At 71.6% G+C, this 14,654-nt stretch carries 12 protein-coding genes; 8 read left to right on the top strand and 4 right to left on the bottom strand.

Annotation, left to right across the window (positions count from 1 at the left end; genetic code table 11):
* Positions 1-51 precede the first annotated feature (51 nt).
* From CJ022_RS09925 to CJ022_RS09910, 4 genes are all read left to right on the top strand, one after another.
* Entirely contained in the window at positions 52-669 is a 618-nt protein-coding gene (locus CJ022_RS09925; protein WP_425490794.1) for a (2Fe-2S)-binding protein, read from the top strand.
* Entirely contained in the window at positions 669-1,658 is a 990-nt protein-coding gene (locus CJ022_RS09920) for an FAD binding domain-containing protein (RefSeq protein ID WP_101926491.1), read from the top strand. Before CJ022_RS09925 ends, CJ022_RS09920 begins: the two co-directional genes overlap by 1 nt.
* 289 nt (positions 1,659-1,947) lie before the next feature.
* On the top strand, positions 1,948-3,678 hold the full coding sequence (locus CJ022_RS09915) for a xanthine dehydrogenase family protein molybdopterin-binding subunit (protein WP_255407567.1): 1,731 nt from the start codon (positions 1,948-1,950) through the stop codon (positions 3,676-3,678).
* Positions 3,679-3,776: 98 nt separating this feature from the next.
* Positions 3,777-5,081, top strand: a complete 1,305-nt coding sequence (locus tag CJ022_RS09910) for a PQQ-dependent sugar dehydrogenase (protein ID WP_101926490.1) — start codon at positions 3,777-3,779, stop codon at positions 5,079-5,081.
* 52 nt (positions 5,082-5,133) lie between these two features.
* On the opposite strand, the gene CJ022_RS09905 is transcribed toward CJ022_RS09910, so the two are convergent.
* Positions 5,134-6,027, bottom strand: a complete 894-nt coding sequence (locus tag CJ022_RS09905) for a CHAD domain-containing protein (RefSeq protein ID WP_158238393.1) — start codon at positions 6,025-6,027, stop codon at positions 5,134-5,136.
* 327 nt (positions 6,028-6,354) lie between these two features.
* Between CJ022_RS09905 and CJ022_RS09900 the strand changes: the two genes are divergently transcribed.
* Entirely contained in the window at positions 6,355-8,280 is a 1,926-nt protein-coding gene (locus tag CJ022_RS09900) for a putative bifunctional diguanylate cyclase/phosphodiesterase (RefSeq protein ID WP_158238392.1), read from the top strand.
* A 109-nt stretch (positions 8,281-8,389) separates the two neighbouring features.
* On the opposite strand, the gene CJ022_RS09895 is transcribed toward CJ022_RS09900, so the two are convergent.
* Together CJ022_RS09895 and CJ022_RS09890 are read right to left on the bottom strand one after the other, a co-directional pair.
* The gene (locus CJ022_RS09895) at positions 8,390-9,250 is read right to left on the bottom strand and encodes a sensor domain-containing diguanylate cyclase (protein ID WP_101926488.1); all 861 of its coding nucleotides are present in this window, start codon (positions 9,248-9,250) and stop codon (positions 8,390-8,392) included.
* Between the two features lie 144 nt (positions 9,251-9,394).
* Positions 9,395-11,191 (bottom strand): glycerophosphodiester phosphodiesterase, encoded by a 1,797-nt coding sequence (locus tag CJ022_RS09890; RefSeq protein ID WP_101926487.1) that lies wholly within the window; start codon positions 11,189-11,191, stop codon positions 9,395-9,397.
* Positions 11,192-11,526: 335 nt separating this feature from the next.
* Between CJ022_RS09890 and CJ022_RS09885 the strand changes: the two genes are divergently transcribed.
* Positions 11,527-12,339 carry a DUF1206 domain-containing protein gene (locus CJ022_RS09885; RefSeq protein WP_101926486.1) on the top strand — a complete coding sequence of 271 codons (813 nt, stop codon included), beginning with the start codon at positions 11,527-11,529 and terminating at the stop codon, positions 12,337-12,339.
* A gap of 48 nt (positions 12,340-12,387) precedes the next feature.
* Here CJ022_RS09885 and CJ022_RS09880 read toward each other — a convergent pair whose 3' ends face one another.
* On the bottom strand, positions 12,388-13,218 hold the full coding sequence (locus CJ022_RS09880) for a CPBP family intramembrane glutamic endopeptidase (RefSeq protein ID WP_101926485.1): 831 nt from the start codon (positions 13,216-13,218) through the stop codon (positions 12,388-12,390).
* A 155-nt stretch (positions 13,219-13,373) separates the two neighbouring features.
* Here CJ022_RS09880 and CJ022_RS09875 point away from each other — a divergent pair, with 155 nt between their 5' ends.
* A complete protein-coding gene (locus tag CJ022_RS09875; protein WP_143703933.1) occupies positions 13,374-13,865 on the top strand; it encodes a hypothetical protein in 492 nt (163 codons plus the stop codon).
* Between the two features lie 298 nt (positions 13,866-14,163).
* The gene (locus tag CJ022_RS09870) at positions 14,164-14,652 is read left to right on the top strand and encodes a lipocalin-like domain-containing protein (protein WP_101926681.1); all 489 of its coding nucleotides are present in this window, start codon (positions 14,164-14,166) and stop codon (positions 14,650-14,652) included.
* Positions 14,653-14,654 lie beyond the last annotated feature (2 nt).

The raw sequence follows: 14,654 nt of genomic DNA, 5'->3' as shown, positions 1-14,654 counted from the left end.
GCAGAGGTGCCCCCCATGACCGAGTCCGGCGACGAACACGACGACGACCTGCTGCCCGCGTTCCAGGTGAACCGGCGCGAGGTGCTGGCCGGTGGTCTGGCGACGGTCGCGCTGGCGTGGCTGCCGACCGGTCTGGCGGGTGGGCCGTCTGCGGCTGCAATGCCGGTGGCGCCCGGCGGTCCGCCCACCGGTGCGCTGTCCAGCCGGCTGGCGACGGTCATCAACGGGGGCCCGGTCCAGGTGGATGTCGACAACCGGACGTCGCTGCTCGATCTGCTGCGCGAAGGGCAGGGATTGTTCGGCAGCAAGAAGGGCTGCGACCACGGCCAGTGCGGCGCGTGCACCGTGCACGTCGACGGACGTCGCGTGGTGGCCTGCCTGACGCCGGCGGTGCAGGCCGAAGGGCGTGCGGTCACCACGATCGAAGGCATTGCCGGCGACGGCGAACTGCATCCCATGCAGGCCGCCTTCATCGAACACGACGCGCTGCAGTGCGGCTACTGCACGCCGGGCCAGATCATGGCCGCCATCGCCTGCGTCCGGGAAGGGCATGCGGGATCCGCCGACGAGGTCCGCGAGTACATGAGCGGCAATCTCTGCCGCTGCGGCGCCTACGCCGGCATCGTCGCGGCGGTGCTCGCGGCGGCGCCGAAAATGGCGCGCGCCTGATGCGCCCGTTCGCGCACGTGCGGGCCACGTCGCTGGCGCAGGCGGTCGAAGCGACAGCCGGCGGCGACGGCGCCCGCTTCCTGGCCGGCGGCACGACCCTGTTCGACCTGATGAAGCTGGAGGTCGAAACGCCGTCGACGCTGGTCGACATCACCGCGCTGCCGGATCTCCACGAGATCAAGGTCGGCCGGCGCGGTCTGGTCGTCGGTGCGCTCGCGCGGATGGCGGACGTCGCGGATCACGACGAGGTCAGGTCGCGCTATCCGGCGCTGTCGGAATCGCTGTCGAAGGCCGCGTCGCAGCAGCTGCGCAACATGGCCACGGTGGGCGGCAACCTGCTGCAGCGCACCCGGTGCGGCTATTTCCGCGGGGGCGCGCCCTACGCCTGCAACAAGCGCCAGCCCGGCAGCGGCTGTTCCGCGATCGGTGGCGTGGACCGCGGGCTGGCGCTCTTCGGCACCAGCGACGCCTGCATCGCCAACTACCCGGGCGACTGGGCGGTCGCGCTGGTGGCCTTCGACGCCGAGATCGAGGTGCTGGGCCCGCGCGGACTGCGGCGGCTGCCGGCGGAGGCGCTGCATCGCGAACCGGGCACCACGCCGCACATCGAGACGGTGCTCGACCCCGGCGACCTGATCACCCGCATCCACGTGCCCGCGTCGCCCGCGCTGCGCGCGTCGACGTACCACAAGATCCGCGACCGGGCCTCCTACGCGTTCGCGCTGACGTCGGCGGCAGTCGGCGTCGACGTCGACCGCGGCCGGATCCGCGAGGTGCGCATCGCCCTGGGCGGCGTCGGCGCCAGACCGATGCGCGTGCGCGACGCCGAAGCGGTGCTGCGGGATCGCCCCTACACGCGTGCGCTCGCGCTGGAGGCCGGCGACATCGCGCTGCGTGGCGCGCGCACCAGTCCGCACAACGCATTCCGCGTTCCACTCGGCGTCCAGACGGTGGCCGACGCCATCGGCATCGCGATGGAGAGGGCCTGAGCCATGCAGACACGCTATCCCCCGACGCGCCGCGTCGACGCCGAGGACAAGGTGCGCGGACGTCCGCTGTACGCGGCCGACCGCCGGCCCGACGGCCTGCTGCACGCGGTGACCGTGGGCGCCACCATCGGGCGCGGCCGGCTCGTCGCGCTCGACATCGGCGCGGCCGCGGCGATGCCGGGGGTCCGGCACGTGCTGACCCACTCCGACATGGCCGGCGTGCAGCCGCCCGGCTTCGTCATGGGCGGGGGCTACGGCGTCCAGAGCATCCAGCCGATGCTCGGCACCGATATCGCCTACCGGGGCCAGCCGATCTGCGGACGCGGCGTATGCGGCAGCGGCCGTGCGGGTCGATGGCCGCTACACCGCGCCGACCCAGCACCAGAATCCGATGGAACTGATCGCCACCGTCGCCGAATGGCGGGACGACACCCTGATCATCCACGAGGGCACGCAGAACAGCGGCGGCATCCAGCACGGCGTGGCCCGCCAGCTCGGCATCGCGCCGGAGAACGTGCGCGTGATGTCGCCGCAGGTCGGTGGCGGCTTCGGTCAGAAGAACTCGCTGCAGGGACAGACCGTGCTGGCCGCTGTCGCCGCGCGCATCAGCGGACGCCCGGTCAAACTGGTGGTCACGCGCGCACAGACCTTCCACCAGGCGAGCTTCCGGCCCGCGTCGCGGCACCGGGTACGGCTCGGCGCCACGGCGGAAGGCAGGATCACCGCGGCGATCCACGAGGTCGACCAGCAGACCTCGCGCCACGATCTGTTTCCCGCGGTCTACGCCGACGTGACGTCGCGGTTCTACGGGATCCCCAACTTCCGCGGCCGCGAGCGGCTGATCCGGACGGACGTGCAGACGCCCGGCTACATGCGCGCGCCCTACGAGCACACCGGCAGCTTCGCCTACGAGAGCGCGGTCGACGAGCTGGCCCAGCAGCTCGGCATCGACCCGGTGCAGCTGCGGCTGGCCAACGACGCCAGCGTGGACCCGATCACCGGCAAGCCGTTCTCGTCGCGCCACGTCCGCGAGACCCTGGAAGAGGGCGCGCGCCGTTTCGACTGGCAGCGACGCGCGCCGGCCCCCGGTTCGATGCGGACCCCGGGCGGCGACCTGCTCGGCATGGGCGTCGCCATCGGCCTGTACAAGGGCGCCACGGCCGCGGCCGGCGCCGTGCTCGAAGTGCGCGCGGATGGCACGGCGAGGATCGCCGTGTCCGGCCACGAGATGGGGCAGGGCCTGCGCTCGACGGTCGCCAACTATCTCGGCGACCGGCTCGGAATCGTCCCCGGCAGCATCGCGATCTCGGTCGGCGAACCGGACCGGGTCGCCCAGCATCTGACGGCGGGGTCGTGGGGCACGGCCACGGCATTGCGCGCGGCCGGAGTGGCCGTCGACGCGCTCGGCGCGCAGGTCGGCGTCGCGCCGCGCGAGGTCGTCGCCGAACTGCGCCGGCAGGGCCGTGCCCAAGCCAGCGTCGACGTGCGCAGCCGCGCGCCGGGACAACCGGAGCAGGTGCTGCAGCGTCTCGAAACCGGACAGGTCGCGACCGCCGGACCGGTCTATCCAGAATTCGTGACGATGAGTTCGATCGCGCATTTCGTCGAAGTGCACATCGCGCCGGGCACGCGGCGGATCCGCATCCCGCGCGTCGTCAGCATCGCGGACTGCGGCGCGACCGTCAGTCCGGTCACCGCGGTGAGCCAGGTGCGCGGCGGCGTCGTCTGGGGCATCGGCGGCACGCTGCACGAGGTCAGCGAATCCGATCCGCGCTTCGGTGGTTTCCTCAATGCCAGCCTCGAGGAGTACGTCACGGCGGTCAACGCCGACATCGGCGACATCGAGGTCGGCTTCGTCGGTGCGCCCGACCCGCTGATCAATGCCGCGGGCGCGAAAGGCCTGGGCGAAGTGGTGATGGCCGGTGTCGCAGCCGCGGTGTCGAACGCGATCTTCCATGCGACCGGGCAGCGCCATCGCGATCTGCCGATCCGCCTCGACCGCATGTTCCCGGGAACCTGATCGCAACGCGATGCCGGCATCGCGGCAGGAGCGGACGTGACGCGTGGCGCGCGCAGGCGGCATCATGCGCGCGACCTTCGATTGCGAGAACCGATGCCATGCATGGCCTGCGCGTCTGCGCGCTGATCGTCCTGTGGTTGCTGCCCGTCCTGCTGTCCACTGCGCGCGAGCGCCATGCCGTGGAGGCCACCCCGTGCGGCGGCTATCCCCGTCTGGCGATCGGCACGATGCGCGGCATGTGCGCGGGTCTGGTGGCCGGGCCGACCACGCAGGACCCGACGCGCGCCCTGCGCCTGCCGCGCTCCCTGCTGCAGCTCGACGCCGGGACCTGGCTGGTCACCGACCTGGGCGCGTGGGAAGGCGCGCGCGGTGCCGTGTGGCGGCTGCGCGCCGCGCCCGGCGCTGCCGTCGCGGTGGAGCCGGTGCTCGAAGGCCTGCAGTTGCCGCATGCGATCGCGCGCGGTCCTGACGGCGGGATCTACGTCGGCGAGATGAGCCGGATCATCCGCTTCGATCCGGCCGCGGACGATCCTGCGGCGACGGTGCAGACCGTGATCGATGGACTGCCCGACAACCGGCTGCACACGCATCGTCATCCGCTGTCGAAGTTCGTGTTCCTGCCGAACGGCGACCTGCTGGTCAACGTAGGCGCGCCGAGCGACCAGTGCACCGGCGACGATGCGCGCACGGCCGATGGTCTGTGCGCGCAGAGCGAAGGCGCCGAGGACGCCGCGAGCCTGCGCCTGTATCGCTACGAGGGCGACGGCCGCTGGTCGCCGGACGGCGTGGTCCATGCGCGCGGCTTGCGCAATTCTCTGGCACTGGCGGTGCATGCATCGGGGACGGTGCTGCAGGGCGAGAACAGCTACGACTTCGACAGCCGCTGGACGCCGTTCGAGGAGCTCAACCTGATCGAGGCCGGCGGCCATTACGGCTGGCCGTACTGCGCCGACCTCGCCCGGGCCACGCCGGGGTGGCCGGACAAGGCCGGCTGGTGCCGCTCCGACGCGCACGCCGCGCCTGCACTGCTGTTGCCGCCGCACGCGGCGCCGCTGGACATGCTGTGGTACGAGGGCGCGATGTTTCCTGCGCTGCAGGGTCGCCTGCTGATGACTTGGCACGGGCATCGCTCGGTCGGCGGCCGCATCGCGAGCTTCGCGGTCGACGCGCGCGGGTTGCCGCGGCCCGATCCGCAGCCGCGGTTCCCGGTCTATGGCGCCGGCATGCGCGCCTACGGCGCGGGTCCGGCGGCGACGCCGGTCCTGCTCACTCCGGGCTGGGGTCTGTCCCGCGGCGTGCGCCCGCAGGGCTCGCCGGTCGGCCTCGCGGTCGCCGACGACGGCGCGATCTGGGCGACCGATGATCGCGCCGGTCTGGTGATCCGGTTCGCGAAGGACGATTGAGGGCGCCGGCTGCCTGCGTCCGTGTGCGCATGCGGTCTGTCGCGTTGCCCGGTCATCGATCGCGACGCCAGGCCTTGTAGCGGCGTCGCCACGTGTGCGCGAGGGCCGACGGCGATTCCGCATACAGGCGTGCGCCGATCGCATCGGCGCGTCGCGCGAGGGCGTGCTGCCGTTCGCGGATGCGCGCGAGCAGGGTGTCGACCGCGTCGCGGGGCAGCTCGCGCATCGCGCGCACGCACGATGCGAGCACCGCCAGGTCGTGGTGTTCGCCGAGCAGTTCGCCGAGCGCCTCGGCGCAGGCGCGCTGGGCGCGCATCGGCCCGGGCCACAGCGGCCGCAGCAGACGCAGATGGAAGGCGTGTGCCTTGCAGCGCTTGCGCCAGTCGTGGAAGGCCTCGTCGTCGCCGGTCCTGCGCGCCCGGCGCATCGCCTTGCGGCCACGGCGATACGTGGTCCTCAGGCCGCCTGCGAACGCGTCGAAGCCGTCATCCTCGAGGCGCCACGTCGCGATGCGCGCCAACGCCGCCTGCAGCGCCTCGCGCGCGTCGCGCAGTAGGGCGTCGGGCACCTGCGCGGCGGCGAGCGTGTCGCGTTCCAGGCGCAGCCGGTTCCGGATCGGGACGAGCGATGCGGCGTCGCGCGCATCCAGGGGTGCGACCAGGGCGTCGAAGGTGTCGACGCGCACGCCGGCATCGCGCAGGGGGCCGAGCGGCGCGGCGATGTTGCGGAACGCGGCGTTTTCCAGGCGGTAGGTCGCCAACCCCGGTCGCACCAGGCGCAGCAGGCCGCGGACCTTCTTGCAGCGCTTGCGCACGTCGTGGATGACCGGCGCGGTGTCCGCGTCGTGACGGTCGATGCCCTGCAGCGCCGCCTCGACCTGTTCGCGCGCGATGCGGCGCACGGCCGCCTGGGGATCGGAATCCCGGTGTCTGATGCGATACGGCATGCCGCTCTCCACGGGTTTGGCCCGGAGGTCTAACACCCGGCGCGTGAGCGGACGGACATGGCACGCCGGACGACGGAGGACCGCCGTCGCCCGCATGGCGACGCGAGCGCGACACAACGCGCCGGGAACGCGCGTGCCGAGCCCGCGAGGCTGGGCCGCCGCAGGTCCCGGCGACGTCGTGCAGCGCACCGCGGCAGTCGCTTCCGGCGCTGGGATGGCGAATGCGCGCCGGAAAGCAGCGGCCCGGTTTCGGTGTATCGTCGACCCGGAAGGTCGCGGCGCCGCCAAGGGGGACTGCCCGCCACGCTTCCGACGACGGGAATGCCGATGACGCTGCAGATGTTCAAGCCCGCTCCGTCCCCGGTCCACCCGCCCGACGAGGCCACTGCGAGCGAGCGTTTCACGCGCGCACTGGTCGCGCTCACCCGGACGATCTGGCATCCCGAGTGCACCTGCGAGTCGGCGATCGCGTCGATCTGCGAAACCGCGGCCGCCGCCCTGCAGGTCGAGCGCGTCAGCGTCTGGAGTTACGAGGTGTCGGAGTGCCGCCTGCGCTGCCTGCAGGCCTACGACGCCGTGTCCATGCAGCACGTGCCGTCGGACGCGCTCGAGACGCTGCCGCTCGACGAGGATGACTACATCGCCTCGCTCGAGGACGTGCGCACGCTGGAGGTGACCGACCTGGAAGCCGACGCCGCACTGGGCCGCTCGCACCTCGCGCTGCGTGATTACCTGCAGCGTCATCGCATCCATGGCCTGCTCGACGCGCCGGCATTCGTCGGCGGCGAGCTGCAGGGCGTCATCTGCCACGAAAGCATCCTGCGCGTGCGCACCTGGACGCGCGAGGAAACCACCTTCGCCGCGAGCATGGGCGACTACGTGGCGATGGCGTTCGAGATCGCGCGCCGTCGCCGTGCCGAGGCACAGGTCGAACATCTGCGGCTTCACGATGCCACGACGGGCCTGCCGAACCGCGACTATCTCAAGGAACTGATCAGGCAGCGCTTCCTTGCGACGCCGCTGCACAAAGACGAACTTCTGGCCGTGGTCCACGTGCAGCTCGACGTGAACGGCGGTGTCGCCTGGACCGACGGGGCGCCCACGTTCGAGGAGGTGCGCTGCCGGATCGCGCAATCGTTGCGTGCGTTCGGCGGCAACGATGCCGAACTCGCGCGGACCGGGTCGGACGGGTTCAGCTTCCTCGTCATCACCCGGCCGGCCAAGCGCACGGTGACCCGCCTCGCGGAGTCGATCCTGGCGGCGCTCGAATCGATGGACTGGCCGCATCCGGATGTCGATCCCAGCGCGACGATCGGCATCGCGCTTGCCGAGCATGGCGGCGGCCAGGGCGCCGCGGTCCTGCTGCAGCAGGGCGAGGAGGCGGCCGCGCGGGCCCGCGCCGCCGGCCGCTTCGGGTATGCGATCTACGACACCGAACACCATGCGGCGCTGGTCGAGGCCCTGCGCTTCGAGCGCGCGCTGCGCGACGGCTTCGCCAATCGCGAATTCGAGCTGCACTACCAGCCCGAGTACGACGCCCGCAGCGGCCGATGGGTGGCAGCGGAATCGCTGTTGCGCTGGCGGGTCGGCGACCGGTTGCGGGTCGCGGGCGAGTTCATCGGTGTGCTGGAACCATCGCGGCTGATGCTGGCCGTGGGGGCGTGGGTGCTACGCCAGGCCTGCCAGGACGCGGTGGCCTGGCCCTGCAACGCCGACGGTCAGCCCGTCACCGTGCGCGTGAACGTCTCTGCGCGGCAGTTCGACGAGTCCGGCCTGGTGGACGACGTGCGGGCAGCGCTCGCGGCCTCGGGGCTGGACCCCCGGCGGCTGAGCCTGGAGCTGACCGAGACCACGCTGATGCGCGACGTCGACCGCGCGCTCGACCTCCTGCGCCCCTTGCGCGAGATGGGCGTGCAGGTGGCGATCGACGATTTCGGCACCGGCTACGCGTCCCTGGTCTATCTCAAGCGCCTGCCCATCGATGCCCTGAAGATCGACGGCAGTTTCGTGCAGGGCATGCCGCACGACGCCGGCGACCGGGCCATCGTCCAGGCGGTCGTCGGCCTCGCCGCCGCGTTCGGCATCGAGGTCGTCGCCGAAGGCGTGGAAACGCGCGAACAGCAGGATGCGCTGGTCGCAATCGGCGTGCACCGGATGCAGGGCTGGCTCTACGGCAAGGCGGTGAGCCAGGCGGCGCTGTGCGACGTGCTGGTCTCGAGCGTGGACCCGGGCGCGCGGTCGCCGACGGCGTGATTGCCGTCTGACAGCGTGCGCGCCGGTCAGCCCAGGCGGCCTTGCCCGGGCGATCGAGGCGCCGTTGGACTGCGGGTCGAGCGCCTCGCGCCTGCGCGAAGTGCGTGCGTCAGCGCTCGCCGACCGCCTCGCGCCGCTTGACGGCGTACATGGCGCGGTCGGCGTGGGCGAGCAGCGCGGCCGCATCGTCGCCGTCGTCGGGGAAGCAGGCGATGCCGACGCTGGCATCGAGCTGGAACGGGCGGTCGGCCACGCGGTCGACCTGGCGCAGCCGGGCGCGCAGGGCGTCGGCGACGTGGCCGGCGGCGCCGGTGTCGCGGCAGCCGGGCAGCAGCACGACGAACTCGTCGCCGCCGACGCGCGCCGCCATGTCACCGTGTCGCAGGGCCTCGGTCAGGCGCGTGGCGACGTCCTGGAGCAGGCGGTCGCCGGCCTCGTGGCCGCCGAGATCGTTGGCCGTCTTGAATCCGTCCAGATCGATGTAGAGCAGCGCGAGGCCGTCGCCGGTCGTGCGCGCGTGGGCCAGCGCCTGTGACAGCGCGTGCTGCAGGCGGTGCCGGTTCGGCAATCCGGTCAGCGGGTCGTGGCTGGCGAGGCGTTCGAGCTCCTCCTCGACCCGCCGCAGCTCGGTGACTTCGCGGCCGACGCCGATGCGCACGCGGTGCTCGGGGTGCCAACGGGCCGACCACTGCATGTCGACGAGATGCCCGTCGCGATGGATGTAGCGGTTGCGGAAGTGACGCTGGATCGCCCCGGCGGTGACATCCGCGGCCTGGCGGATGGTGTCGTCGCGGTCCTCGGGGTGGACGAGGTCGAAGGCCCTGCGACCGAGGACCTCGTCGGCGCGGTAGCCGAGGATGCGCTCGAAGCCTGCGCTGACGAACAGATAGTGACCCTGTTCGTCGACGACGCAGACCGCATCGGGCAACAGATCGAGGACATCGGCAAGCGGCGGGAGGGTCGGCGTCATCGTGAGGCAGGCGGCTCTGTCGGCGATGGGGATGTGCGAAGCATGTCAGGTTCCGGGCGTGATGCGGTGCACGTTGTCGCGCTGCGTTGCGCCCTCAACGCCGGAACCAGCTGTGCAGCCGTGCGAGCAGGCGTTCGACGTCGGTCAGCGCGGCGCGTTCGGCGCGTACCCGGAACCGAGATCCATGTAGCGCGCCATGCGCGCCGGATCGTTGACCGTCCACGCCTGCAGCGCGTAGCCGCGGCGCCGCGCTGCCGCGACGGCGGCCGCATCGATCTGCAGATGGTGGAGGCCCAGCATGTCGAAGTCGGTGCGCCGCGCGGTGCCCGGCAACGCGGCGTTCGCGAACAGCGCCAGTTGCGCCTGCGGCGCGGCGTCGCGCGCGGCGCGCACGAGATCGGGCGACAGCGAGGCGAGCACGACGGCATCGGCCTGGCCGCTGCGGGCGATGTCGGCGAGCACCGCGTCGAGCAGCGCTTCGGCGTTGTCCGCATCCGGTTTCAGTTCCACCAGCGCGACGGCGCGGCGGTCGATGAAGCGCAGCGCTTCGGCGAGCGTTGCGATGCGCTGGTCGGCGTACGCCGGGTCGAACCAGCTGCCGATGTCGAGCTCGCGCATCGCTGCCAGCGGCGTGTCGACGACGGCGCGCGGGTCGCCGGCGATGCGCCGGAAGTCGCTGTCGTGGAAGACGACGACCACGCCGTCGGCGCTGAGGCGGACGTCGAACTCGATGGCATCGGCGCCCGCGTCGATGGCCGCCTGGAAGGCCGCCAGCGTGTTCTCCGGCGCGACCGTCGACGCGCCGCGGTGCGCGGTGATCGTGACGTCGTGGCGCAGGTTCATGCCGACCACGGCCAGCGTGGCCTGCACCAGGGCCAGCGCGAGGAAGGCCGCTTCCGCGCCCCAGACGAAGCGGCCGGGACGGGCCGGCGCGGCGTCCGCCTGGCAGCGGCGGCGTGTTCCGCCGAGGCGCTGGAACAGGGCGCGCACCAGCAGGGCGTTCAGCGTGGTGCCGAGAAACAGCACGCCCAGCACCGTCGCCGCATAGAGGGTCAGATAGCCGACCATGCCGCCGCTGACCAGCAGGCGATGCGCCGGCAGCCAGTCCAGCAGCGGCGTCGCCGCGCGGTCGTAGAGTTCGGTCACCAGCAGGGGCATCGCCGCCACCGTCACCGCGACGCCGACGACCAGCACCGCGATGCGCAGATGCCGTCCGCGCGTCAGCGCGCGGCTGCGGACCAGCGCCGCGATCGGCGCGCGATCCTCCAGCACCAGCGCGGGCGTCGCCAGCAGCCAGCGGAAATACAGCGTCGCGTGCAGGAACAGGCCGATCGCGAGCACCGGCAGGAAGCCGCCGAGAAACCACCACAGCGCGTCCGGTCGCGCCGTCACGACGTAGTAGGGATCGAATTTGCCCAGCAGCCTGGCGTAGAGCAGGGCGCCGATCGCGAGCCACGCCAGCGCGAGCACCGCATGCGCGGCGACCTGCAGCACGGCCAGGGTCGCCAGCGGCGCGGCCCGTCGCAGCATGCCGAGCAACGCCGTGGCCGCGGTGCGGTAGCGGCAACCGCGACTGGCCGAGACCAGCAGCATGCCGGCCTGCTGCAGCATGACGACGAACCAGGTGAACGCCGCCGCCAGCATCAGCCACGCGAAGGCCAGCAGGGCGCCGACGACACCGTCGAACTCGCCGGCCAGCGGGCGTTCGATCCAGTGCAGCAGCGCGGCCAGCGACCAGGTGGTCAGCGGCGCCGCAGCTACCGTCGCGAACGCGGTGAACAGCAGATACCAGGCCAGCATCGGGCGCAGATGGCGGCGCACGTCGCGGCGCATGTCGTGCATGAGCACGCCGCGCAGCAGCCTGCGGTCGTCGGTGATCGTGGCCGGTGTCGCACCCGCACCGGTGTCCTGCGGGGATTGCAGGTCTGTCGCGTTTCCCATCGCGCGAGTGTAGGGGCGGGCCCCGCGGCGCGGCGTCATGCCGGCGCGTGGTCGGTGCCGGTCGCGGTCCTCGGCGAAAGGGAATCCGATGCTCCACCGTCGAGGTGTTCGCGTGGTCGATCGCGTGCAGGCGCCGGCCGCGCCTGGCCGGCGCACATGCGCAACAGCGTGTGACAGCGGCCGACGGTCAAGCCGGGTGCGCGGCGCCGGACCCGACGACATCGCGTCCGCCGCGCGCCGCTCCATCGCCAGCGTGCGGCGCCCGGCGGCGATTCACGCCGGTCGCACGGGCGCCGCGTCGAAAATGCGGCGCTGTCCGAAACGGGGAACGTGTCATGAACTTGAATGCTGCCGGCGGACGCGCCGCACGTGAAGTGGCGGGCTGGGTGCCGCCGTTGGCCCGGCTGGGGTATGCGGCCAAGGGCGTCGTCTATCTGATGATCGGCTGGATCGCCCTGCGCGCGGCGATGGACGCGAGCACGCCCGAGGGCGCGACCGGCGCGCTGGCCTCGATGACCGGCGAACGCGGCGGCCAAGTCATGCTGGTGCTGATGGCGGCGGGCCTGCTGTGCCACGTGATGTGGCGCCTGGTGCAGGCGTTGCTGGATCCCGAGCACCGCGGCGAGGCCGGGGCCAAGCGCATCGCGATGCGCGGGTTCTATGCACTGAGCGGCGTCATCTACGGCTCGCTCGCGTTGACGGCGTGGAGTCTCAGCCGCGGCCGGGACGCGGGCTCCGGCGAGGGCCGCACGGTCTGGGTCCAGGCCGTGCTGGAGCAGCCCTTCGGCACCTGGCTGGTGATGCTCGCGGGCGTCGGCGTGATGGGCTACGGCCTGCACCAGCTCTACAAGGCCGCGACGGGCGACATCGATCGGCGCATGGGCGGGCGCGGCGCGCACGTGTCGCGCGGCGTGCGTGTGATCGGACGTGTCGGCACCGCCGCGCGTGGCGTCGTGTTGCTGCCGATCGGCTGGTTCGTGTTCACCGCCGGCCGCGAATACCGGGCCGATGCGGCGGCCGGCACCGAAGAGGTGCTGCGGATGCTCGGCCACGGCTGGCTGCTGGTCGCGGTCGCGATCGGGTTGATCGCCTATGGCGCGCACCAGCTGGCGAAAGCGAAATACCGCCGCATCGAAGGGCCCGGTTGAGTCCACACGCCATGCCGCCGGGACGCTGCCGATACGCGGCGTCCCGGCCTAGGCGCGTGACGCCGCCGGGGTCCGGTGTCTGAAGAACAGCGCCACCAGGATCAGCGACGCGAGATGGGTGACCATCAGCAGGCCGACGGCGCCGGCGGGACTGGGCGCGCCGCCTGCGGCCGGTACGAAGGTCGAGAAATCCCAGGCGGCGTGCACGAGGATCGGGACGAACAGGTGGCCCGTCAGCCGACGGATCAGATACAGACAGGTGCCTGCGCAGAACGCGAAGAGCACCTGCACCAGCGCCATCCAGCCCACGCCGAGCAGGCCGTTCATCGCATGCATCGCGCCGAACACAAGGCTGGACCAGAACCACACCAGCACTTCCGATCGGCACGAGCCGCGCAGTCCCACCAGCAGGACCCCGCGGGTCAGCACCTCCTCGCAGAAACCGACCAGCAGCATCGCCAGCGCCAGCATCCCCAGGTATCGCGGATCGATCGCCGCCACCCGGACCGCGCCGATATTGAGTGCGACGCAGCCCGCCATCAGCGCCAGCAGAAGGACGAGAAAGAGCGGCCGATGCACCCGTCGTGCCTCGAAGAACACCGGTTTCGTCCAGCCGCTCCAGCCCAGGAATCCGATCAGCGCCAACGCGGCGATCGTCAGCGGCATGATCAGGCCGGGCAGCAGATGCAACGGCGCGCCGATCTCCGCGTAGTCGATGCCCTGATACAGCGCCGTGCCCAGGACCCAGGCACCGTAGAGCGGCACCGGCAAAACACCGATCCACCAGCGAGGCGTGATGCGCATGCGGCGTCTCCCCGTGCGTCCCTGCCGGCGGAGCCTAGGCGCTCCACGACGCCATCGCAATCGCAGATCCGGCATGTCCGCATTGCACGCGGAGCTGCGTTTTACCGGCGGTTTGACGCTTTATCGGCCCGCACATACGGGACGTCGGAACGCCCGGTCGTTCGCGTTCGATTTGCTATCGTCCGCTCGCGGTCGATGTCTCCTATTTGCAAGCCCACCGAGGAACGATCATGACGATCAACGCATTACGCAGTGCGGGACTCGCGGTTGTGGTGAGTGCAGCGAGCCTGGTTTCGCCCCAGCCGGCGCAGGCGCAAACCGGCGGCGCGGATTTCGATCTGGTCTGCTACGGCACCGGCGACAAGCTGGAGAGCCGGACCGATTACGACTGGGACGACAAGCATCACGAATACCGGGACCACACGTCGCTGGGCCGGGCGCAGGTCGGCGGCACGGCGCAGGTCGAGGTCCATGACGGCCAGGGCCGGGTGCGGCTGCCCGCCAGCCTGTTGCCGCCGCTCAATTCCGGCGGCTCGGCCCACTGGTTTCCGATCCACGATCTGTCGATCACTGCCGAGCGGATCCAGGGCACGCTGCGGCTCAACGGGCTCAACAAGCCCGGCCTGACGATCGACCGACGCAGCGGCCGCATGGTGCTCGACGGCATGGAATCGTTCGACGGCACCTGCAGTCCGTTCAATCCGGGGTCGACCCGGTTCTGAAAGGCCACGCAGGCAACGATCGGAGGGGCGGCGCGTGCTGCCCCTTTCCGTATGCGGATGGCCTCTCGCGGCCGCGCGTCGCACGCGCCGGTTCCGGTGTCGTGCCACCGCAGTCGCGCGCGCCCGCACCGCCCGGATCACGCCCTGCACCCGAGCACATTGCGGGGAAGCGGCCACCGCGTGTTCACCGGTCGCAATGCGACAATCGCGCGCTCACGACGCTGCGATGCAGGCGGTGTCGTGCTGTCCGCACTGGAGTGACCGCTATGTCCGCAACGCGCTGGGCGCGCCGCCTGTGATGGCGAATCCACTGCCGCCCGGGTCCGAGACCCGATCTGTTCCGCAGGACCGTTCCGTTTCGTCGCGCGCCATCGAGGGCACCTGGCGCCTGGTGTCCTACGACGTGGAAGTCCGCACGACCGGTGAACGGTTCCCGCCGATGGGCGACCGGCCGACGGGCTATACGATCTTCACCCCCGAGGGCCGCGTCTGGTTCATGTTGACCGGCGATGGCCGCGAACCGGGCGAGACGGATGTCGAACTCGCCCGCCTGCTGGAAACCGTGATCGCCTACACCGGTCGTTACCGGATCGAAGGCGACGACTGGATCACGGCCGTCGACGTGGCCTGGAACCCGGCGTGGGTCGGCACGGAGCAGCGTCGGCAGTTCCGCCTCGAAGACGATCTGCTGCAGGTGCTGACGCCGTGGCGGGTGATGCCGAACTGGGCGGACAAGGGCGAGACGCGCAGCATCATCACCTTCGAACGGGCGATCGAAACGCCCTGACC

Origin of the sequence: Luteimonas rhizosphaerae (assembly GCF_002849595.1) — a bacterium.
Classification (GTDB): Bacteria; Pseudomonadota; Gammaproteobacteria; order Xanthomonadales; family Xanthomonadaceae; genus Luteimonas; species Luteimonas cellulosilyticus.
Note: the sequence above shows the minus strand (reverse complement) of the source record. Positions and strands in the feature narration are given on the sequence as shown.